Raw genomic sequence first — 21,476 nt, forward strand, 5'->3', positions numbered from 1 at the left:
AGAATTAACACAGATTTTTGTTCTGATGAAGTCTTTCTATCATCGCCTAGCTTTCGGATGTTGATAAGCTGGACTTAGATTTTATTGCTTTAAAATGATTGTTACACCACTCATATAAGGTGGGTCTTTTCCAATCATTACCTGCGAGTTCATAGTTGTTGTAGGGGTGAAATGAGCTTAACAATTCAGAATGCTCCGCCACCAGTCTACTGGCGATAGTGTTGCATAATTGGTTTGCCGAAAAATACTCTTTACTTGATAACTCTTCTTTACAAAGGGCTTCTACCTTTTCCCTGAGTGGTTTGTATGCTTGGTATGAATTTTTCCCTCCCTTACGCTTTTCTTCCGTGTAAGGACTGTCTTCAAACAGCATATCCTCAAATTCTAATAAATTGAACTCGAACTCAGGCTCAAGCAGCTTGAAGATTTCATCGGTTTGTTCATCGCTTCTTTTAGTCACATCGATTTCAAATATCTCGCATATTGGATTTTGAATAACTCTAATTTCCTTTAGTTGGATAGCGGGTGCAGCCTTGAAGTTCATTATTAGATAGCAGTGTTTTTCATTCTTCACGTGTCTATATTTTTCTAATACGCTCTTATAACCCTTAGCAAGACTGGTGTTATTAGCATGTTTAATGTGAAGGATCAGGCGATTCTTACCGGATATGGTGAATTCAAGCGTTGGCTGCCCGTCACGCTGTTTAAAATTGATGGATATATTACTATTCTGCGAGATTAACCAAGCCCTGCAAACCGTAAAAAATAACATATAGGAGTAATGGCTTCTGACATGTTTATACTCTGAATTGTGCAGCGTCCAGAATGTACGCCACATTTCCTTATTTTCTATGGCATCCCTGTAATGATGAATGATGCCGGTTACAGCAAGCATTAGTGATTCAAGATTATCAGGGCAATCCTTGGCTTCCTTTGGTAATTCAACACTGATAAATTCTTGGCTATCTTTTAGCCACTTGTAAAGCCCTTCATAGTCTTTTTCAAAATCATAATGTTGAGGGCTATAGTCTTTTAAAGCCGTTAAGGTTTCAACAAAAAACGCTTTGTTTGTCTTTAACTCTTTTAGCAAGATTTCTTTTCGATATGCCTTCGTGGTATCAAGCCAAATATTACCTATGTCCCTGTTTACTACATCGCGTAATCGTTCGTTATAAACTGCTAACTCTTCAACAATAGCGTCTACGTTATCTGCAACGGGTAGATTTACCAAAATATCGCAAGGAAGAAGTTTAATCGCTTGTTTTGCATAAGGATTGAAAAGAAGCTTGTAAGGGTTATGACTTCTTGAGGTATGGGGACGATTACCCTTTATATCAAGTTGAGCCATTATCTCTTGTGTGTATCGGCAAATGTCATCATCAATAATATTTTGAACCATATCACTAATTCTATCGCCCGCTATGCCGTCTTCGAGCAAAGGTAAGAGCAAGAAAATTTCAGGGTTACCCTCCGCTAAATCAACAATCTCTTTCGCGCTTTGAAGTATCTTGTCATTAAACTCGATACCTGATCCTCGTCCTTCTGTATTGCCTGAGCTATAACCAATGCAGGTATTTTGATATTCAGGAAAGTTCACCATTCTTTTGGCCGCTCGCCAGCATTTATCTCCCACGTAGTTTGATTTTTGTAATAAGAGGAGCAGATTGGCAAAGAAGGTTTTATAGGTGTTATAAGCGTTTCTAATTATTTCGTTTGCACTATCTTTTAATAAAAGAGGCTCAACAAAAACCTTGGTATCAAAATTCAATATAGGGTCAAAAACCCCTAATTCATTGAGTCTTGCTTTATCTACATTGAAATGTTCTGAAAAGTGTATTGGTTGTTTAGAGTTCATTATATTCTTAGTTTCTATTTAAAGGCCAGCGCCAAACCTAACAGGTGTTTAACCCCATTTTTTCGTTGGTCATCATACGCCAGACTGATTTTATAGCAATATTCAATTAGTTGATTCTCCCTATTTAACAATGATTTTTGTGTTAATTACTTTAGAATTAACCGATTCGAAAAATTTCAAGGAGTTATGCCATTCCGTAGAGGCAGTTAATTATCATACCCAAATATCTATGATTAATTTTTATGCTATATTTGAAAGTATTAGGCAAAGGAGAGCCTCGTGATCAAGTTCGCATTGAGTATTCTATTTTTTATTTTAATTGCGCCGTCTTTAGCTATAGCTGAGGGCTCTGCCAATGGGAAGCTACCCCCAGAATACGAAATGGCCATCAATGAGCTCAAATCTGCAAAAAGTATAGAATGCTATTTTCCTCTGGGCTCGTTTGCAAATTGGAAAGGAAAATCGATGAAACTAGAAGAAGATCGTTTTTCTAATGCGATTCATTTTGACAATATTGATAGTTCAGGTAAAGGGCGAGCTAGACTGATAGGAAATATGGGGGCTACGGATGTTCTAGTTTTTGCATCACCAACTGGAATTACTTTTATTGAACAAACCGAAATAGGGAATTTTATATACACAACCGTTTTCCCATCATATTTAGGAGATAAAAAAATTAATTCTGAACCCCAAAAAAAGACATTCCTTTTCCACAAAGCCTATATTGCCGTCACCTCACGTCACGGCTATCACCCGCTTACAGGAGCAATGCCATCTCAATTCCATGGTTACTGTAGGATTTTAGAATGATTAGCTGAGAAAGGAAATGCCCGGAAATTAATACTTATTAGACACCAGTAATTGGAATTTAACTTCATTAGGATAAGGAAATACATATTATGAAAACAAAATTGAACGATAAATCAGTTACTGAAAAGGTATTAGTAGATCTGGAACGAGGTGGGAGACCCTTTATTCTTGAGCATTATGAAGGAACTGAAGAAATCCCCAAATTATGGTTATTCCATGACATGAGCACATATTCATATATTTTGGTACGGAGAGTCTATAATGGTGATAAAAAAGTTAGGAGTTTTAATCATATAGTTATTGATGATTCACTGTCTCACTCTATGATTGAAGGAGGCTTTGCACAAGCAATCAAAAAGATTGGGGAAGGTAAATGTTTTTCCTGGCAATCTAATGGAAATTTTACACAACTTGATAAATGTAATATGCCCCATTGTTAGTTTAAGTTGAAATACATAAATGAAGTTGATGGAGATTTAATCGAAAAATAACTGATTGAAAATAAATGTTTTTACAATTTTCTAACTGAGGAAGCCAAAATGAGTGGTAAATATATTGTTCGATTATTTAAGGCGAATGAAGGATACTTTGTTGAACAACTGGTTCAAAGTTTCCCCTCGGAAAATGAGGCCAGAAATTTTATAAATAATTATAATGGCAGCCACATTGGGCAGTTATGGGTAATTATTGAAGGTAATAACTTATTAGACCATATCAAAAGAAATGAAAAATAAGCAAAGAGGTAAATGGGATGCGAAATTATTTATACGCAACGCATCCAAATTTTTAGAAGCTGGCAACAAGCTGAGCTCAGATTTGAATTATCTTGATATTAGTTCTCTTCTGGGTCATTTAGCTATAGAACAATTATTAAAGGGTTTTTTAATCTGGGATGAAAAAGAAGCTCCTCGCATTCACTTCGTATACGATTTATCCAAATTAATAGGCTTTAATCTGGGTAAGGAATTAGAGAGCAAACTAAGAAAAATTGATACATTTTTTAATCGATATCCCCTGGATGAAGAAGAGTGGGAGAAGACAAGAAAACAATTAGCAGAAAGTAACTATCAGTCTGTTAAAGGAATAGATGACCTTCCTGGAGAATCTTCAACCATGGATTGGGATCTGATTTTAGAGATTTGGTGCGAGCTAGTTCAGTTATGGATACAAGATAAGTTTCCCATGGAGTTGAACGACGTCCCTGGGATCGATTCAATTGCAATAAGATACCCTTCTATATTATTGGAGTGGGACTTTGATAACAATAAATTTAGTCCAATAACAGTTAATTATACAGAACAAATATCTTGGAAATGCAAGAAAAATCATTTATCACAAGCTTCCTTGAAAGAGTACTATAATCGTGGTTGCAAAGATTGCTCACCAAAATTCATTCTCCCATTAACAACTGCAATTGACGAATAACACCGTCCAAAATTCACCACTTCCTCCCGCCTCTGAGTTCGTAATATACTTACTAAGGGGAGCCACACTCCATAAGGCTTTTAGGCCAAATCATCAAAGTTTCAAATTTTACGTGTCGATTGTTCTAAAACTCTCCGCTGTCTGTCTTTTCAGCAAGTGTAGCAATGGATTTGGGTCAAGAAATTCTGAAATTCAGAAATACAACAGAGGTTTTTTCGTGTTTTTTCTAGTTCCTCAGGATCAAATTTTTTAAACAGCTCATAATTTGTAGCCCCAGTTTGAGCCAATTTAGTAATTAATTCGTTTAATAGATGTAAACGGGATGGTTTTTGAGCAGACATAAGGATCTCCGCAATTGGTTATTCATTCAGCATAATGCCGACCTGTACCATCCCTGGAGATGAATTCAAATGCCTATCCAACTAGACTTGGATAAATAATTGATATTCACTAGCCTTTTGGCTATGAAAGCTTCTACCTCAAGCTCGGAAAAAGTATCTCGTATTCCCTCAAAGATTGCCAAGGGGAAAAGACTGTATTCAAAGAAGTGTTATCGAATGATTTTGATCGATGCTGAAAATAGTTTTTAAAATCAAAGTGTCCCTTACGTCCCATCAATTCAATAAACGATTGGGGCAGCTCAAACCCAGTAATGACGCGGCTGTCCCGCTTGTCCCCGGCGTCCCGCAGTTTTTCCGTTATGGTGCAATTCGCCTAAATGTCATAGAGATATCAAAACCACAGGCATGTGCGTATTTTTCCAATGTTTTCCAACTTGGGTTGCTGCTCCCATTCTCCAATCGAGAAATATTTCCTTTTTGTGTTCCCATACGCTCCGCAAGCTGCTCTTGAGTTAACCCTGCTTTTTGACGCATCGAAAGTAAAGAGTCAATCAATGCAAATTCTGACTCTAATGCGTCATAGGCTTGCTTTACGTCCTCATTTTTAAGTGCTTTCTCTTTTAATGTTTTAAGTCTCATAATTTTTCCCTCTCGTTTTCTCTATTTTGGGGGCATTCTCAAGATAGGCTCCTCTACGTATTCATTATAAAAATCACCAATCCAATGCACTTAATTTAATCCAGATGTTATCTTATATGATAACTCAATGTTATCATTTTTCCAGCTTGATGACGCGTTAAGCTACCTATTAAATCAAGGGAATTGATTAAGATAAGATATATTGCTGCACAGCTTGTGTCGTAATTATTAACTCAGGGCAAGCGTGGCAAATTGCTTCATCCGCTGTATATTTTTAAAAGAGCATCTCATCTGCATTAGAGGTGCAATGTGCCCCGTAGTAATTGCGAAACTTACCGTTTCGCAAATTCAATTCGTCGGTAAAGCTGAGCATACCATCGCATTACTCAAGATTTCATTTAGATCCCTGTTTTTCAGAAAATGGTTAGTGCATAACAAACAAGAATTATTTCAGGAAATACGCGCCCGATTCACTTTAAAGGTTTATATTTAACCTAAAATTTCTAGTATTACTCGAAATAATGAAATTAAAATAAACTCTTCCTGAATTTCATGCCTAAAGGTGCAGGAAAAATTTACCTTATATGTGGATTTCCTATATTTTTGTACTGAACTGCTTAATAAGTTCAAGAATCTCATTGAATTGCGGGTGATTGCCAAAATATATTTCGGATTTTTGATCGTAAAGTTTGCTAAAAGTATCCAACTCTCCAGCTTCAGATAATAAAAAAGCAGGGTTTTTGCATAGATCTAATTCATCATCTCGACCAAATTTTTCAGCCTTGTATGCTTCGTAATCCTCTGTACGGATAAAGTTAAGTATCCTTTCATTTTGTAATAACATATAGACATCATAATAGTGCCGAATAAAATTAACTGGTGATGTGGTTTTTTCAGCTTTATTTCTCCGATATTTTGTGGAGATGGTTTGTAGCTTTTCTACAAAGGTATATTCAGGACAATAACATTTAACTTTTAATGCACGGTTATCAAATACTTTAATACCAGATGTTATTACCTTGTCATAAGCCCAGGAGCTAATATCTTTTTCTTCATATGGCGTTGTTTTATCAAATCCCATTTCAAACAAAATACCTTCTTTCAGGGCTTTAAGCGGCTCAAAATGCGAGATATATTGACCTCTGATTCCCGCACTTCTCATTTTTTTATCGTCAAACTCGTGATCACGACTAAAAGACAGATCTTGTATTGTCAGTTGGTCAGATACATCATCGAAAAATGTGCTTCTTGCTTCTATGTGGCTTGCCTTGTCATGGTTCTTGCCAATCTTCAGGTTCAATTCTGGCTTGGGATGTACTTGGACATCAATATCCTCAGAAAATCGATTGATGAGGTTAAATCCCTTCGATAATGATGTTCCTCCTTTTAATTCAAAATCATGCTGTTGTTGCAATCCCCACAAGGCATGCATAACCCAATAATCCTTCTCAACAATGCTGGGGCTTATACCTTTTTCTTCGGAAATAACCATGAATAAATCTTTTGCATCAGGTAATTCATGTAAAAACATATTAATTTCCAAGAAGAGACTGTAAATATTTTCTGGTGGCAACTTTGCCATATTTGACAGATAGTTTCATCAACTGGACTTTATCAAACTGATCGAGGTTTTTAGCAACTTTTAATTGTAATTGACTCACATCTTCCGTTAGATATTTCGCATTGTTTAATAAGTCCACCAGTAAAAATTCTTTAGTCAGTTTAGTTGGGAAACCATTGCTTGGGCGTTTAAAAGAAAAAACACGATTTCCAAGCTTTTTATCCTCATGGCGTTCACTGTTATAAACAACTACTTGGTTATAAAGCTGTGTTAGGCCTAAGCCCAGTTTATTGTAATCATTCCATGAATATATGAGAAAAGGTTTATTAAGAAAACCTTTAACAAGTGCCTCGTCAGTCGGTGGTAGTAATCCAAAACGGGAATGCTTTGGTTTGTAATATAAGCCTGTTGCTGGCTTTTTGAGCTTGTTTGCTTCTACCAAGGCATGGAGGTCTCTATCCAAATTGCTTGAAAAAGATAATAAGTCCTCTCTCCGGTAAACGAGGCCGGCTTTCATATGGGAATATAGGTTGTCACGCTTTAATGTATTCATGGTTATATTATATGCAATCACTATCTGTTTTGCAAAAAATTTTATTAAAATTTCATGTAAATAATTTTTATTCAGCCACTAACGGTCATCTTTAACCATCTGCAAAAGGCGTACAATATGTCCTTATGGTAAATGCGACACAGCTTGTGCACCAATTTTGAATTCAGGATAAGCCGTGTAAAAACTTGGAGTTTATTAATCATGAACTACTTCTTGTTGTTGAGCTGCAATTAGTCTTGTGGACGATTGGACACCCATACACTTTAAAAAATAATCGGTAATCTGTTGCATTGGTTTTCTCAACCGCTCAACATCAGTCACGATGTAGCCGGAGTGATATCCCTGTTCATTTTATGGTTCATCAAACGCTTTAAAGCATAAGCCGAGATATCCAGACCCTCAGCAATGGTAATAAACGTTCGTCTTAAATCATGAACCGTAAAATGAATGCCTGAGAGCTTGGTTACATTGGCCATTTGTTTTCGTGGCTCAATAATATGACCTGCGCCTAAGCCAGGAAAAACATACTCATTCATCCTTTTTTGGCTACGTGATAATAGCAGTTCATAGAGGTAACTAGACTATTACACCAACTATTGCAGTGCCTTCATCGTTGCTCCAGTGATTTTTTGTAAGTAATTTCAATAATAAACATGGCTCTCCCTACCTTAAAACCAATAATCTTGCTGTTTCAAAATACAGTTTTTAGGAGCGTATAATCAACACCTGGAAGAAAAATATCTTTTACAGGCGAGGCCTCAGCATTAACGGCATATTGAGCAAGATCGATATTTGATTCACGCAAAATATCTTCATCAATACAATAATTTCCTGTAAATTCTTGAGCAGATTTGAGCGATATCAAGTAAGCTGCGTCAGCATACACTTCTGGACGGTTACTCCCACGCACAACTTCGTTATCAAAATTATCGATGAGTGTTTTTGTGGCAATAGGACGTTCTTGCCATAACGAATTAACCGCTATTCCCAAAGGTCTAAATTCTTCTGCCATACCTAACGTAGAGAAACTCATGCCATATTTGGAAATTGAAAATAATAGATGATGCTCGCATGCCAATTTAGCGGCATCCATATCTAAAGGGGGCGATATGTTGATGATATGCGGGTTGTCAGCGCGCTTCAAATAAGGTGCGCAAGCCTGTGAAAAGAAAAACGTAGCAAATACATTGGTCATCACTTGATGAAACATCTCTGGCGTAGTATCGGCGGTACTTTTAAAATTAAAAGTACTGTAATTATTGATGAGGATATCTATACTCCCAAATCGCTCAATGCTTGCTTTAACAGCAGCATTTATCTGCTTTTCATCCGTGAAATCAATCGCTACAACCATCGCTTTCTCTGAAAAAAGAGTATGATTAGGTATTTCGTCTGTTTTTTCGGCAACCATCACAACATTAGCGCCATTATCGAGATATTTTTTTTTATCAATAAGGTTATCGTTGGACATATAATGTTCCATGCGTTCCAGTAGTGAAAAATGGGGAAGGATTGCTCCAAATCAGAAATGACATGAGTGCCCCACTTGTCCCTCTCTTCCGTATATACTTACTAAGGGGAGCCACACTACATAAGGCATCAACAAACGGATTAATACAAAGCAAATTATGGTAATGTCTAATCGGCCAAGAAAAGGAGCATTACCGTGGAAAAGTATTATTCAATCATTTTTACCCTCAAATGCGGGTATAATTGATTTTACCCGCACTTGGGGGTATAGTAAAAATTATTGGCAATTGGGGGTAAAAAGAGGGGATTTTATGATCATTCGATCAGCGAAAGATTTGGCATTATATTTGAATGACAGGCGCAAGCAACTTAAAATGAGTCAATCTGAAGTTGCAGATTTAGTGGGTTTAAAACAGGATACCATATCAAAATTTGAAAATAGTCCCGACAATAGCCGAGTTGATACCCTGTTTAGGATATTGTCCGCCTTAAATTTAAACATTAGTCTTGTTGAAAAAGGGCAGAAAACTCATGAAGAGATAGAATGGTAATGCGTAAATTATACATTTTGATGAACAATGAGCTCGTGGGAGAGCTTACCCAGGATAATGGAGGAGGCTTAGGTTTTTCCTATGTTGAGGACTGGATTTCCAAGCCACATTCACGACCAGTATCTTTATCGTTACCGTTAGTAAAACAAAAATTTTCAGGAGAAGTTGTTTATAACTTTTTTGATAATTTACTTCCCGACAATCCACAGATAAGAGCCAGAATTCAAGCTCGTTTTCAGGCAAAATCATCGCGGCCGTTTGATTTATTGGCGTTAATTGGCAGTGATTGTGTTGGGGCAATACAAATTGTTGAACGTATTCCTCAGGCACAGCATCTAAGCATTGAAAGTCACGTTGTCAGTGATGCCGAGATAGCTCATACTTTACGTTCTTACCAAACCTCACCGCTGGGAATGGATAAAGAGGATGATGAGTTTAGAATTTCAATAGCTGGTGCTCAGGAAAAAACAGCTTTTCTATACTACCAAAATGAATGGCATAAACCATTTGGACCTACACCAACAACTCACATATTCAAATTACCTATTGGATATTTACCACATCAAGGAATTGATTTAAGTGAGAGTTGTGAAAATGAACATCTCTGTTTATTACTAGCCAGCAAATTTGGTTTAGATGTTGCAAAATCAAAAATCTTACAATTCGAAGATGAAAAGGTGCTGGTTGTCGAAAGATTTGATAGAAAATGGAGTCGAGATAACCGTTATATACTCAGGTTACCGCAAGAAGACCTATGCCAAGCATTGGGTTATTCACCAAATTTAAAATATCAGTCAGATGGTGGCCCGGGTATTAAAGAAATTATGCAGCTACTTAATGGCTCACAGCAGCCTCAAAAAGATAGAGATGAATTTTTCAGAGCACAGGTTGTTTACTGGTGCCTTGGTGCTATTGATGCGCATGCCAAAAATTTCAGTATAAGTATACAACCACAAGGCGGTTACCAGCTCACCCCCTTATACGACATCATTTCAGCCTATCCTCTCGTGGAACAAAAACAGCTATCTTTTAAGAAATTGAAAATGGCAATGGCTTTATATGGTAAAAATAGTCATTATAAGATTGACGGTATTCAAAAAAGACATTTTATTGAAACAGCAAAATACGTTCAATATTCTAAAATTAAAGCAGTTCAGATTTTTGAACAAGTGATTGACCGTATTGATTCTGCTATCGATGAGGTCACAGCACAATTACCGAGCCACTTCCCAGAAAAAATTGCACAACCAATCTTCAAAGGCATGAAAGATTTTAAGGAGCGAATGATATCTGCCCCAACTTCTTAATTAAGACGCAATGAATCATCATAAGTTTTCATACATTGCGCACTGTATGTCCTCGATAAAAAGTTGCGTTTATTTGAAAGAATCGAGTTGATGCTGCTTGTCTGCTATATATCTTTTAGTTTAAAGTTGCTAAAAATAATACAGTACAACTTATTATGATGAAATTTTTTGTAAAAACATTCTGTTCATTTATGGCGATATTAACTATGAATGCTAACATTCAAAAATCTTATGCTCACCCAGAATTTTCTGATAAGCAGAGACTTGAAAAAATACAGCAAGTATTCCCTAAAATAAAAAAAATCTATCAAGATTATGCAGAAAAAAATCATTTTCCTGCTTTTGCTTTTGGTATTATGGTTGATGGAAAGCTTATTTATTCAGAGGCTGAAGGATACGTTAATATCGAAAAGAAGATACCTTCTGATCCAAACTCAATGTTCCGCATAGCTTCCATGACTAAAGGCTTTACCGCGATGGCTATTTTAAAATTAAGAGATAATGGACAATTAAAGTTAGATGATCCCGTTTCTCTCTATATTCCTGAAATTAAAAATCAGCATGTAACAAGCGATTCTTCAGAAATTACGATACGAGATTTATTAACTCATTCAGCCGGCTTCCCTTTGGATAATGCCTGGGGCGACAGGCAATTAAATATGAGCAAAAAGGAATTGAAGATACTTTTAAAAAAAGGACTTTCGTTCTCAAATACCTCGGGTATCTCTTATGAATACAGTAACTTGGGTTTTGCTTTGTTAGGTATGGTGATAGATGAAGTATCAAAAATGCCTTATCAAGAGTATATTGAGAAAAATATCTGGCAGCCTTTGAATATGAACGATGTGAGCTGGGAAGTTTCCAAAATACCCTCTCAAAAATTAGTGCAGGGGTATCATTGGAATAAGACACAGTGGAATCAAGAAAAAATGTTATCTGATGGCGCTTTTGGTGCAATGGGGGGAATGATTAGCTCGCTTAATTCATTCAGCCATTATGTCGCTCTTCAACAAGATGTATGGCCGCCACGTAATGATCCCGAAACAGGCCCTGTCAAAAGAAGTTCGATACGCGAGATGCAACAAGCCTGGCGATTTCAAGAGTTGAATACTCACTATCAATTTTTAAATGGGCATCAATGTACTATGTCCAGTGCTTATGGTTATGGTTTAAAATGGCTAAGAGATTGCGAAGGAAGAACTTATGTAGGCCATAGCGGTGGCTTACCTGGTTTTGGTAGCAATTGGTTCATTATGCCTGATTATGGTATTGGGGTTATCCTGTTTGCTAATAGTACTTATGCTCCCGCAGCCGAAGTAAATCTTCAGGTGTTAAACGAGCTGGTAAAAGACGCAAATTTACAACCCAGGGTCTTTCCACCTACAACATTATTAAAAGACAGACAAGCCATCTTGGTTAAGCTACTCCAAAATTGGGATAACCCTGATGCAATTACATTTTTGGCTGATAATTTTTTTCTGGATTCATCGATTGCTGCGCGTAAACAAGAGTCTATTTCTTTTTTTGAAAAAACAGGCGGCATAATTCGAATAAATGAAGTAATTCCTGAAAATCTATTAAGCGGGCATTTTATTATAGAAGGCAAGAAGGCTAACCTTAAAATTAACTTCACACTAACACCACAAAATCCTGCTTTGATTCAGGAAGTTCGTATGGAACTCATATCTAAAGCATGTGATCATATCACTTGATCCGGTATAGCCTTTTGTTTATATAGTGAGCGACCATTCAAGACCGGTTGCATTTGAGTTACTTTATACTTTATGATATTTAAGGAACTTTTATTAAAAAGCTGAACTATTCGGCTTTCAGAAGCAAGTGTATTCAAATCTGTCGAGAAAACCTCCAGGTCTTAAATTGTTTATGAATAAAAATTCTAGTTATTTATATTTTAGGATAAAAAGTAATGTCAATCATTGTATTAAAAGATTTACTTAGATTTAAAATGGATCAGCGTATTAAACTGAATAACGATGCAAGCGAACTTTGGGACACTCAACCCTGTGGAATGGAGGTTGTAAGTGGTAAAAACCAGGTAGAAAAAATTGATTCCCTCATGGCTTTACGCCAGATTGATTGTCCTGAAATATATCAGTACCTGCGGACGATGTCTTTAGAAAACAAAATGGTTTTAGAATTGGGCTGTGGTACCGGTATTGATTCCAGAGAGCTAATTCAAAAGGGCAGTAAGTTAACTTCGGTGGATTTTAGTAAAGCAAGTCTCCATCTCGCCAAAGAGTTTCTACAGGAGGTATTTCCAGGAAAAGAATTATCGCTTATTCATGCCTCTAGCCATGCAACCAATTTGCCCGATGAACATTTTGATATAATCTACAGTCATGGTTCTATACATCACTCTCCACTTTTTCCTGAAATCTGTAAAGAAATTAATCGGATGCTTAAGCCGGGAGGCAAGGCATTAATTATGGTTTATAGAAAACCAAGCCTTATGTATCTACATGCCAAACTAGGACGATTAATTGATTATAATGCGCCTGTTTCTCTATTTCTCAGTGATGCTGAATTAAGGAAAGCCATGTCTCCTTTAAAGGAAGTTTGGCGAAAAAATTATTATTTCGCAAGGCCTCATGTTACTCGTATAGGTAAATATATACCAGCGTTCATGGAGAGATTGCTAGGACGTTTCTTTGGTGCTTGCCAATTAGTTGAGTTTAAAAAATTGGATGCCTGAGAGCATTCGAGGCCGCTAAGGCGGCCTCAGCTTTTCCGTGATCCTTCTCCCGCTTGCATGTTTGCGGCAATTTGCCAGCACTTTATTTTAATAAATTGCGAAGCGCAGAACAAAAGAGATCTATTTCAGATTCAGTATTATAATAATGCACGGAAGCACGCACTAAAGCTGGTATGTTCCTCTTTGCCAAATCTAATCTTGCATATTCTTGAAGAGATATCGATACGTTGATATGTTCTTTAGCCAAATAAGCCTGAATTTCTTCAACAGATTTTTTTGAAGAAGTGAATGTAATGATGCCGCATTGGTTGGTGCCCAAATCTTGCAACTGCACCCCTACATCCAATAAATTTTGCCGCATATATTGCGCTAAATGTTGGATTCGCTCCCAAATGGTAGGAAGGGTTAATTCAAGAGCATATTCAATTGCTACACCTAGCCCAATTTTGGCAGCAATATTTTGTTCCCAGGTTTCGAAACGAAGAGCATTTGAATTTAAAACATACTCATTGTCTGCAACCCATTTGGCCGCATGCAAATCAATAAAAGGCGGGTTATATTGGTTCACTATTTTTTTATTCACATATAAAAAACCGGTTCCTCGCGGGCCTCTTAAATATTTACGGCCTGTCGCACACAAAAAGTCGCAACCAATCGCTTGAACATCAATAGGCATTTGGCCAATCGATTGGGTTGTATCGAGCAGGTAAGGAATATTAAATTGTTTTGCTATTTTGCCAATTTCTTCCGCAGGATTAATGAGTCCACCTTGCGTTGGCACATGAGTTACAGCAATTAATTTAACCTTTCCATCAATTTTATGCCGTAAGTCATCTAAATCCAATTGGCCGCTATGATCATTTTTAATAACTTCAATCCTCACTCCCGTCTGTTTAGCCCGATGGAGGAAAGCCAAATAATTACTGGCATATTCCGACACACAAGTTAGTATTTTATCTCCTGGCGCGAACTGAAAGCTGTAAAATGCCATATCCCAGGCACGAGTAGCATTTTCCAGAAATGCAATTTCTTCAGACGTGCAATTAATCAATTGCGCCGCAGCAGTGTACATTTTATTTGAGCATTCTAATGCCTGAGTGGCTGCTTCATATCCACCTATAGTGGCCTCTAATTCAAGATGGCTTTTAATTGCCTCGATAACGGGCGCAGGTGAAAGAGAAGCCCCGGCATTATTAAAGTGCAAAACATGCTGACATCCTGGAGTTTCTTTTCTTAATTTATCTATATTTAATTGCTTCATAAAAGCCCACTATAACGTTACTGGTTTTTTATAGATATTATCATTTTCGTCACTGCTTTAAAGAGGTGTGCTCAAATTAAAGCACCCTAATATAGGTGCCTCGATATTATTTGTTACTCTTCAACTTCAAGACAGCAAGCAATTGGTTTTAAATCGGAGTACGGTACTTGAGGTAAAAACTTATTAGTGTAACATGAAGTTATTTCTGCATGCCTACTTTAAATTAAAGTAAGAAGTATTTATCCCTCCGCAAACAATAACCAAAATTGATTCGGCATCATGAAGCGCGGGATGATCATTATAAATTAAAGACAATGAAGCACCGCTGGATAATTCCACCAGAATTCGCTGCTCATGCGCAAAATTCCAACATGCTTGTTCAGCCTCGTCATCCGTAACAATCATATTTTCTATTTTATGAATTTTTGTCCAATCCATTAATTTTTGTGCAACTCGTTTTGCCCCTAAACTCGTTGCTTTGCTGGTAATAGCGTCTAAAGTAACTAATTTATTGGCTTTTACAGATTGAGCAAACGCATCAGCTCCTTGTGTTTCAACGGCAACAAGCGGCACATTCTCCCATCCATGTTGATGCATTCCTTCCAGAACGCCGCAAGCAAGGCCGCCACCGCCAACAGATAGAATTACGGCATCAGGTTTTGAAAGGCCTTGTTGTATTGTCTCTGTAATCATAGAAGCATGACCTTTCCAGAGAGAAGGGTGATCAAACGGAGGGATATAAGCGGCCCCATGTTGTTTAGCAAAATTTAATGCAGCTTGATGCGCTTCATCCCACACTTGACCCGCTACAATGACATTAGCGCCATATGATTTAATTGCATCAATATAAACGGGGTTGCTAGAGGCAGGAATAAAAACAGTAGCAGGAATATTTAATTTCATCCCGCAATAAGCGACAGCAATGCCTGCATTCCCGCCTGAAGAAGCGACAAAGGCCTTGGCGCCTTGCTGTAATTCTTCTTGACACAACCTGCCTATGCCTCGCAGTTTAAAGGAGCCAGGTGGTTGCATGCATTCTAGTTTAAAGTAAATTTGTTTATTTAGTTTATTTTTTAAATATTGAGATTCAATAAGAGGTGTTTGAATATGGAGGGGGAGCATGTGATTATCCTCATTAATTAAGCTTAAATATAGAGCCTGGATTTATTTTACATAGCTTGTTAATATATAGCAAGCTATGTAAATTGGACAGAAAAATGTATCCTTCAACTCTGATTAAAAAAGCAAGTCGCTTATTAATTAAAAAAGCCAACGAATTATTGAAGCCCTATGGACTTAAAGATGCTTATACTTATTTTCTAATGGCTCTTTATGAGCAAGATGGTTTGACTCAATCTGAAATGCATAAACAGATCGGTATCGAACAACCTACGGCTGTTAGAACGCTTGATCGTATGGAGCGTGATGGGCTGATTATAAGGATTCGAAGCGCCACGGACAGACGTGCTATTGAAATCAGGCTGACCCAAAAAGGGCGGGATTGTCAGAAAATTATCGATCAGTGTGTTTATGAGTTAAATCAATTTGCTTTAAATGGCTTTAAAGAAGAAGAAAAAAGCGCTCTGAAGCATCTTTTAAATAGATTAAATGATAATTTTTAATTCTAATCTCAGTAGGCGGCGTATTCTGTTGATTGTTCTGACGGGAACAAAGATTAACAAGGATACGCCGTGATGGATTGTAATCTAAAGCTTGCGTCAGCGCCAGTGTTGCGCCCAGCGCCCAGACTATCGAATACTAATGCTCTTGTTTTAAACGCACAAACAGTATAAAATATAGCCAATGAATTCCTCTTTTATGGAGAAAAAATGCCAGAATTAACAGGCCGTTACCTCTGCTCAGAAGAAACATTGTTAAAAGCCGAATCTTATTTAAAATCATTAAACGCAGGTCAAGTTAAACCTGGGCGCCGGTTAGCTCAAATTTTAACTGCATTTAAGGGTGTGGTTGATGCGAAACAGTTAATCGCTTTGCTGATGAACACCCGCCAGCCGAAAATATTTGCAGAAACCGAGCCGCAGCTCGATGGATCTGACTGGAATTTACAGGAAAATGCCATTCTTGGCGATATCGCATTCAGCACAACAGGCACGCACGCATTTAATAATGGCGCTCATTATCGTCAATACAAAGATCATGCTGCTCCTCTTGCTGCAAATTTTCTTTTTGTAGCCGGCGCATTATTAAGAAATGATAATGGGCATCTGACCTCTGATATGAAAGATGTACTTGTTAATGGCAAGTTGAATGAAGAGGCTTTTTATAAATTATACGAACGTCGTTTATTGCCTGGGTTATTGATCCAAAATGAACAAGCGAGAAAAGATAATATACCGCTCGTCATTAATATTCCTGGAATAGGGTGCAGTCAATTCGCAGGTATTCATGCCAGGGCAATTAGAGCTGCATTGCCTCGTGTTTTAAAAAGACTGTTCGAAACGCATGGCGCTAAATTGGATATGGTTCACACGGTGAATTATGATCCTTTTGAGACGCTTGAGAAGGATGAATTTACGGTTGCCAAGGCAGCTAATACTCAAATCAGGCTAATGGCAAGGCCATTACGAGGGTTGCCAGAAGGCGCGCCTGGCCTGGTTGCATCTCAGTTAGAGTTTCCAAAAGATGGCACTGATTATACTAAGTTCCGATTAATCAAAATCGTGGCATGGGATCATTTTTCTTTTCCCGGGAATGACATTTGGGAAAATCAAGTGTTTACAGGTAATGGAAGATCAACCGATGACGGCGTGTCTTTTGCAAGTTCTGATGTAGTGCTGGCGATGTTTGCCATGGGGCAATTTGGTTCGGACTCAAAAGTGACGGAAATTGCATATAATTCAAAACACGGTATTGCCTATGCAATGCTCCCGGAAAATAACCAGATAGTAGGGTATAAACATTTGGCCGAACTTTATACTTCTCATGTCACCCCTGAGATGATAGAAGTTGTGCCGGCCTCAGGCATAACTTTGGTACAGAATAGCAGCGCTGCTCCCAAAAATATCAGTGATTTCGAGAACAAGAAAAACAACATTCAAGCGCAATTTGAAAGCAGATTAAAGGAGCTGCAGAAAGAGCTCAAAAAGCACACTGAAAATGATTCTGCCTGTACAAAGGCGGGAGTAGAATTATATGTCTCTTTAAGAGACCGGCAAGAACAATTTTTCGAGTCCTTGACTCCGCAGTCAAAGGAAAATGAGGTAATAGCCGCAATTGCTGGTTTTCGTAAATTTTGTAAACAGAACATTAAAAGTGCAGATAAAATTATGGGGCATGGCTGGTTATACCGGGCAGTTGAGGTTTTAATCAAAGCGGTCGTGGGTTTATTTGCAGGTCTTGGCATGGTTCTCGGTGCCGTAGTCGGTCAAGGGTTAGCGAAATCGGAACATCGCAAACAATTTGCAAATACTTTCTTTGCCTTAAATCAAACGCCTGCGTCACAAGCCTTGGATAAATTCCAAAAAGAAATTTTGGGTAATGAAAAAGCAGATCCTGGCTTGCTCTCTGCCTCAAAATTTAAAAATAGTTAAAAGCAATTATAGCCCGGGTGCAGCGCAGCAAAACCTGAGTTCCGATTCTTCAGGACCTGCATCCAGGCTGCGATTGTGCTATTATTTATATTTCCGGGGTTGGAAATTGGTCTGACGATGAAAAGGGATTCACATCTATTTGCTTGTCATAAATACCTTGAAGCCATTGGCGGCGAACTTTTGACTCGCCTGGCCAAAGTTGATTTCCGTGATACGCGGGAAATCGGGAGTATTTGCGGTCAGGTCGAAGACTATGTAACCACGCTGGAGAATCATGCCCGGTGGGAAGAAGAATATATTTTTAATCGCTTCTTTACCCGCGAAGAGCTTTTGCCATTTTTTGAAAAACACGCCAATCTTGAAAGCAGAGGGAAAAAAATAATCGAGGTCCTTAAAATGATTTCGAACCTCGCTCCTCCAACTCGAGTTTGCAAGGGAAAACTGGTATATCTTGATTTTAGAAAATTCTATGCATCCAATCTTGTCCATTTTTATAAAGAAGAAACAAGCTTTTTAAGCCTATTGCAAGAGCGGGCAACTGACGATGAGATCAGAGCTATCGACAAACCCATTTATCAGGGTATGAGCAGCGATGAGATAGTCGAAATGCTAAAACAACTCCTGCCAGCCCTCAATATTACGGAAAAGAAAAATATTCTTCATGACTTGAAAAATTTCAATGCAGCCAATTTCGGAACGGCTCTGCCAGAGATACGAAAAATGCTTTCCAAAGAGGAGATCGCAGAGTTATTAGGGGAATATGTTCCTTGATGAGGAAGAATTTTTTATCGGTCATGGATACAATTGATTACTTTCTTTCGCGCTGTCTGCTACCCTAATATGTCGATGCCTTTTACCCATTGAAGGATTACGCATGTTAAAACGGGATATATCAACAACAAATATATTAATCGCTTCTGCCGGCGGGATGATTGGGTCCGGGTGGTTATTCAGTCCCTTTATCAGTGCACAGATGGCAGGCAGCAATGCGTTAATCAGCTGGGTCATTGCCGCAATATTTATGCTCTTTATTGCATTGCCGCTTTGTGAGTTAGGAACCATGTTCCCGGTCTCTGGCGGGATGTCTAATTATCCAACCTTTACCCATGGCCGTGAAGTAGGGTTTTTATTTGCCTGGACGTCATGGCTATCCTATGTTGTGATGACCCCCATTGAAATACAAGCTATCCTGCAATACTCCAGTCACTTCTTTCCCAGTTTAATCGATAATGATGCTGCAACCCTTACTCTTTCCAATTATGGTTATATTGCCGCCATTGGGATTATGCTGTTAGTGGTTATTTTGAATTCTTATGGAATTAAATTTTTGGCGGAATGTAATAAATACGCCAGCATTATTAAATTTGCTCTGCCCGGCATTGTCATTTTTGCCTTGATCCAACAATCGCCTTCACTGGCAAACATTCATATTGACCTATCCGGCAAAGAGCAGTGGGTGGAAATATTCACTGCTCTTTCTGCCGGCGGTATCGCGTTTGCTTTTACCGGGTTTCAAAATGGTCTGATGCTTGCGGGGGAAGTAAAAAATCCCCAGAAAAATATTCCCATTGCAATACTCGGTGCAGTTTTAATCGGGCTTATTCTCTATTTTATGCTGCAATTCAGCTTTATTGCGGCTATTCCTCAGAAATACTTAAGCGCAGGCTGGCATGCGTTAAGTTACCCTGGCGATGGCGGGCCTTTAGTGGGGTTAACGTTATTATTAGGCCTGAGTATTGTTGCAACCCTGTTAATGTTTGATGCCGCGTTTTCACCATTTGGAACAACATTCGTCTACACCGCTGCCACCTCTCGGATTATCTATGGTATGGCGTTAAATAATCATTTGCCGAAACTGTTTTTGAAAGTAAACCGTCATAATATTCCCTATGTGACGCTGTATGCTAATTTTTTAGTCGGTTGTTTTGCTTTTTTACCCTTTCCGGGTTGGCAAAAATTAGTGGCATTTTTGTCTTCAGCCAGTATTCTTTCTTATGGTATTGGCCCCATTTGCTTACTCGCAATGCGTAAACTGCAACCTGATATGCATCGGCCTTTTAAACTGGCAAATAGCCTGTTGCTCTCACATACCGCATTTTATGTGTGTAATTTAATGTTGTATTGGTGCGGTTTTTCCGTAATTTGGAAATTGGATATCGCATTATTGTTCGGTCTTGGCATTTATCTTGTTTATCATCGTAAAAGCCCTGTTACCGGCGGCGCGCCATTAATTTGGTTTGTCTCCTACATGAGTTCATTATCCTTGATTTCTTATCTCGGCTCTTTCGGCGGTATTGGCCTATTAAAATTTCCATTCGATATGGTGTGCTTTTTACCCTATAGTGCGTTTATGCTCTATTTATCGCAACGGTCGTTACTAACTGCCCGGCACGCTGATGAAATGCTTGAACCATGCCGTCTGGTTAGCTGGCAAGAGTAGCCAATTAATCATTTTGGTTTATAATAGTTTCAGTTTGTATAAGTAAAGGATGGTGTATTATGCCTGGCGATGAAATAAACCTTAAGTTGCAGATAGAAGAGAAAAAGCAGAAAACCGAGCATTTGGAAGAGGAATACTTAAACGGTAATTTGACCAGAGAGGCGTTTGTTATGCAATATCAGACACTGTTTGATCAGACAGGTCCAGATAATGCCGGTATTGCCGAGAAGGTTCAAGAGCTTGAGAAAAAAAGACTGAGTCAGCAGATTGACGATATGTATGAACAAATTCGCAGGATGGAAGAACAAAACAGGCAAGCCGAACCTCACAACCAGACTGAAGTACCAGCCCAGAGTTATGCAGTGCCGCCTTATGCTATACAGCCTCCCCAGCAATTCAACTTTGGTGATCCATTGGGCCACATTCACAGCCATTACTCCGTGGGCACACTCCCGGAAGTCGATGTACTTCGGATGCCTGGGCAAGTTTATCTCCCTGATTTCCCATATGACCCTAATGCTCACACCTATCCGGTAAACGCTTATCCTCCTCCTCCTGTCCCATACGCGCAAAATTTGCCGCAGTTCCCAACAGTGCACGCTTATCAACCGCCTCAACCAACCCCTTTATCTACGGCCTACCCTCCTGATTCCAGGAGCGCAACGCTGATTAACAAATTAAATCACTATATCAATCGAATTGAAAAAAACACTAAAACGGTAAAGGGAAAAGAAGTTATTGATTTTGCGGCAGGGTTTTTCTTCTTTGCACAGTCAAGAGCAATTAACCGCCATGCAAACTATTTGCTTGCGAAGGAACTGAAAACAAACCTTGAACATGGAACACGTTCTGTACCAGGCATTTTCCACGATGTCCTGGAGCAGCGCCGTAATTTAGCTAAAAAGATCAGGAAATTTGAAGAGCATGATCGCGGAATTAATAGCGATGAACTGAACGAAATAATCAGAATGGTAAAATGATGCCAAATGTAGCCTTGAT

Annotated in this window: 20 protein-coding genes and 1 pseudogene; 13 read left to right on the forward strand and 8 right to left on the reverse strand. The window is 38.3% G+C overall.

Annotation, left to right across the window (positions count from 1 at the left end):
• Window positions 1-46 precede the first annotated feature (46 nt).
• Complete coding sequence (locus ACFORL_RS04300) at window positions 47-1,855, reverse strand: hypothetical protein (RefSeq protein WP_382341434.1); 1,809 nt, start codon at window positions 1,853-1,855, stop codon at window positions 47-49.
• 279 nt (window positions 1,856-2,134) lie between these two features.
• Here ACFORL_RS04300 and ACFORL_RS04305 point away from each other — a divergent pair, with 279 nt between their 5' ends.
• From ACFORL_RS04305 to ACFORL_RS04320, 4 genes are all read left to right on the forward strand, one after another.
• A complete protein-coding gene (locus ACFORL_RS04305) occupies window positions 2,135-2,665 on the forward strand; it encodes a hypothetical protein (RefSeq protein WP_382341436.1) in 531 nt (176 codons plus the stop codon).
• A gap of 89 nt (window positions 2,666-2,754) precedes the next feature.
• The gene (locus tag ACFORL_RS04310) at window positions 2,755-3,105 is read left to right on the forward strand and encodes a hypothetical protein (protein ID WP_382341439.1); all 351 of its coding nucleotides are present in this window, start codon (window positions 2,755-2,757) and stop codon (window positions 3,103-3,105) included.
• Between the two features lie 99 nt (window positions 3,106-3,204).
• Window positions 3,205-3,399, forward strand: coding sequence for a hypothetical protein (locus ACFORL_RS04315; protein WP_382341441.1), 195 nt, complete (start codon window positions 3,205-3,207; stop codon window positions 3,397-3,399).
• Complete coding sequence (locus ACFORL_RS04320) at window positions 3,389-4,090, forward strand: HEPN domain-containing protein (protein WP_382341444.1); 702 nt, start codon at window positions 3,389-3,391, stop codon at window positions 4,088-4,090. The genes ACFORL_RS04315 and ACFORL_RS04320 overlap by 11 nt, the downstream gene beginning before the upstream one ends.
• A 698-nt stretch (window positions 4,091-4,788) precedes the next feature.
• On the opposite strand, the gene ACFORL_RS04325 is transcribed toward ACFORL_RS04320, so the two are convergent.
• The 5 genes and pseudogenes from ACFORL_RS04325 to ACFORL_RS04345 form a co-directional block, all read right to left on the reverse strand.
• Entirely contained in the window at window positions 4,789-5,070 is a 282-nt protein-coding gene (locus tag ACFORL_RS04325; RefSeq protein WP_382341445.1) for a helix-turn-helix domain-containing protein, read from the reverse strand.
• 595 nt (window positions 5,071-5,665) lie between these two features.
• Window positions 5,666-6,601, reverse strand: coding sequence for a nucleotidyl transferase AbiEii/AbiGii toxin family protein (locus tag ACFORL_RS04330; protein ID WP_382341448.1), 936 nt, complete (start codon window positions 6,599-6,601; stop codon window positions 5,666-5,668).
• A gap of 1 nt (window position 6,602) precedes the next feature.
• Window positions 6,603-7,184, reverse strand: coding sequence for a hypothetical protein (locus ACFORL_RS04335; RefSeq protein ID WP_382341451.1), 582 nt, complete (start codon window positions 7,182-7,184; stop codon window positions 6,603-6,605).
• Window positions 7,185-7,379: 195 nt separating this feature from the next.
• Window positions 7,380-7,765: pseudogene (locus ACFORL_RS04340) on the reverse strand (integrase); the annotation flags it as partial.
• A 110-nt stretch (window positions 7,766-7,875) separates the two neighbouring features.
• Window positions 7,876-8,655 carry an SDR family NAD(P)-dependent oxidoreductase gene (locus ACFORL_RS04345; protein ID WP_382341452.1) on the reverse strand — a complete coding sequence of 260 codons (780 nt, stop codon included), beginning with the start codon at window positions 8,653-8,655 and terminating at the stop codon, window positions 7,876-7,878.
• A gap of 157 nt (window positions 8,656-8,812) precedes the next feature.
• Here ACFORL_RS04345 and ACFORL_RS04350 point away from each other — a divergent pair, with 157 nt between their 5' ends.
• From ACFORL_RS04350 to ACFORL_RS04365, 4 genes are all read left to right on the forward strand, one after another.
• Window positions 8,813-9,205 carry a helix-turn-helix domain-containing protein gene (locus tag ACFORL_RS04350; protein ID WP_382341454.1) on the forward strand — a complete coding sequence of 131 codons (393 nt, stop codon included), beginning with the start codon at window positions 8,813-8,815 and terminating at the stop codon, window positions 9,203-9,205.
• Window positions 9,205-10,512 (forward strand): type II toxin-antitoxin system HipA family toxin, encoded by a 1,308-nt coding sequence (locus ACFORL_RS04355; protein ID WP_382341456.1) that lies wholly within the window; start codon window positions 9,205-9,207, stop codon window positions 10,510-10,512. The genes ACFORL_RS04350 and ACFORL_RS04355 overlap by 1 nt, the downstream gene beginning before the upstream one ends.
• A gap of 155 nt (window positions 10,513-10,667) precedes the next feature.
• The gene (locus ACFORL_RS04360) at window positions 10,668-12,224 is read left to right on the forward strand and encodes a serine hydrolase domain-containing protein (RefSeq protein WP_382341458.1); all 1,557 of its coding nucleotides are present in this window, start codon (window positions 10,668-10,670) and stop codon (window positions 12,222-12,224) included.
• A gap of 215 nt (window positions 12,225-12,439) precedes the next feature.
• A complete protein-coding gene (locus ACFORL_RS04365; protein ID WP_382341459.1) occupies window positions 12,440-13,225 on the forward strand; it encodes a class I SAM-dependent methyltransferase in 786 nt (261 codons plus the stop codon).
• Between the two features lie 82 nt (window positions 13,226-13,307).
• Here ACFORL_RS04365 and ACFORL_RS04370 read toward each other — a convergent pair whose 3' ends face one another.
• The gene (locus ACFORL_RS04370; RefSeq protein WP_382341461.1) at window positions 13,308-14,486 is read right to left on the reverse strand and encodes an aminotransferase class V-fold PLP-dependent enzyme; all 1,179 of its coding nucleotides are present in this window, start codon (window positions 14,484-14,486) and stop codon (window positions 13,308-13,310) included.
• Between the two features lie 213 nt (window positions 14,487-14,699).
• The gene (locus ACFORL_RS04375; RefSeq protein WP_382341463.1) at window positions 14,700-15,608 is read right to left on the reverse strand and encodes a pyridoxal-phosphate dependent enzyme; all 909 of its coding nucleotides are present in this window, start codon (window positions 15,606-15,608) and stop codon (window positions 14,700-14,702) included.
• 95 nt (window positions 15,609-15,703) lie between these two features.
• Between ACFORL_RS04375 and ACFORL_RS04380 the strand changes: the two genes are divergently transcribed.
• The 5 genes from ACFORL_RS04380 (at window position 15,704) to ACFORL_RS04400 (ending at window position 21,457) form a co-directional block, all read left to right on the forward strand.
• Window positions 15,704-16,108, forward strand: a complete 405-nt coding sequence (locus tag ACFORL_RS04380; protein ID WP_382341465.1) for a MarR family winged helix-turn-helix transcriptional regulator — start codon at window positions 15,704-15,706, stop codon at window positions 16,106-16,108.
• 207 nt (window positions 16,109-16,315) lie between these two features.
• Window positions 16,316-18,037: a hypothetical protein gene (locus tag ACFORL_RS04385; protein ID WP_382341467.1), complete on the forward strand. Its 1,722-nt coding sequence runs from the start codon at window positions 16,316-16,318 to the stop codon at window positions 18,035-18,037.
• A 75-nt stretch (window positions 18,038-18,112) separates the two neighbouring features.
• The gene (locus tag ACFORL_RS04390) at window positions 18,113-18,808 is read left to right on the forward strand and encodes a hypothetical protein (RefSeq protein ID WP_382341469.1); all 696 of its coding nucleotides are present in this window, start codon (window positions 18,113-18,115) and stop codon (window positions 18,806-18,808) included.
• A gap of 103 nt (window positions 18,809-18,911) precedes the next feature.
• Complete coding sequence (locus ACFORL_RS04395; RefSeq protein ID WP_382341471.1) at window positions 18,912-20,477, forward strand: APC family permease; 1,566 nt, start codon at window positions 18,912-18,914, stop codon at window positions 20,475-20,477.
• Window positions 20,478-20,536: 59 nt separating this feature from the next.
• Window positions 20,537-21,457, forward strand: coding sequence for a hypothetical protein (locus ACFORL_RS04400; protein ID WP_382341473.1), 921 nt, complete (start codon window positions 20,537-20,539; stop codon window positions 21,455-21,457).
• The last annotated feature ends 19 nt before the right edge of the window (window positions 21,458-21,476 follow it).

The organism is Legionella dresdenensis, from assembly GCF_042649825.1.
Taxonomy (GTDB): Bacteria; Pseudomonadota; Gammaproteobacteria; order Legionellales; family Legionellaceae; genus Legionella_C; species Legionella_C dresdenensis.

Bases quoted from the DNA above. Each gene is read 5' to 3' on its own strand.
- ACFORL_RS04300 (WP_382341434.1), bottom strand. From the start codon at position 1,855: ATGAACTCTAAACAACCAATACACTTTTCAGAACATTTCAATGTAGAT.
- ACFORL_RS04310 (WP_382341439.1), top strand. From the start codon at position 2,755: ATGAAAACAAAATTGAACGATAAATCAGTTACTGAAAAGGTATTAGTA.
- ACFORL_RS04315 (WP_382341441.1), top strand. From the start codon at position 3,205: ATGAGTGGTAAATATATTGTTCGATTATTTAAGGCGAATGAAGGATAC.
- ACFORL_RS04320 (WP_382341444.1), top strand. From the start codon at position 3,389: ATGAAAAATAAGCAAAGAGGTAAATGGGATGCGAAATTATTTATACGC.
- ACFORL_RS04325 (WP_382341445.1), bottom strand. From the start codon at position 5,070: ATGAGACTTAAAACATTAAAAGAGAAAGCACTTAAAAATGAGGACGTA.
- ACFORL_RS04330 (WP_382341448.1), bottom strand. From the start codon at position 6,601: ATGTTTTTACATGAATTACCTGATGCAAAAGATTTATTCATGGTTATT.
- ACFORL_RS04335 (WP_382341451.1), bottom strand. From the start codon at position 7,184: ATGAATACATTAAAGCGTGACAACCTATATTCCCATATGAAAGCCGGC.
- ACFORL_RS04345 (WP_382341452.1), bottom strand. From the start codon at position 8,655: ATGTCCAACGATAACCTTATTGATAAAAAAAAATATCTCGATAATGGC.
- ACFORL_RS04350 (WP_382341454.1), top strand. From the start codon at position 8,813: ATGGTAATGTCTAATCGGCCAAGAAAAGGAGCATTACCGTGGAAAAGT.
- ACFORL_RS04355 (WP_382341456.1), top strand. From the start codon at position 9,205: ATGCGTAAATTATACATTTTGATGAACAATGAGCTCGTGGGAGAGCTT.
- ACFORL_RS04360 (WP_382341458.1), top strand. From the start codon at position 10,668: ATGATGAAATTTTTTGTAAAAACATTCTGTTCATTTATGGCGATATTA.
- ACFORL_RS04365 (WP_382341459.1), top strand. From the start codon at position 12,440: ATGTCAATCATTGTATTAAAAGATTTACTTAGATTTAAAATGGATCAG.
- ACFORL_RS04370 (WP_382341461.1), bottom strand. From the start codon at position 14,486: ATGAAGCAATTAAATATAGATAAATTAAGAAAAGAAACTCCAGGATGT.
- ACFORL_RS04375 (WP_382341463.1), bottom strand. From the start codon at position 15,608: ATGCTCCCCCTCCATATTCAAACACCTCTTATTGAATCTCAATATTTA.
- ACFORL_RS04380 (WP_382341465.1), top strand. From the start codon at position 15,704: ATGTATCCTTCAACTCTGATTAAAAAAGCAAGTCGCTTATTAATTAAA.
- ACFORL_RS04385 (WP_382341467.1), top strand. From the start codon at position 16,316: ATGCCAGAATTAACAGGCCGTTACCTCTGCTCAGAAGAAACATTGTTA.
- ACFORL_RS04395 (WP_382341471.1), top strand. From the start codon at position 18,912: ATGTTAAAACGGGATATATCAACAACAAATATATTAATCGCTTCTGCC.
- ACFORL_RS04400 (WP_382341473.1), top strand. From the start codon at position 20,537: ATGCCTGGCGATGAAATAAACCTTAAGTTGCAGATAGAAGAGAAAAAG.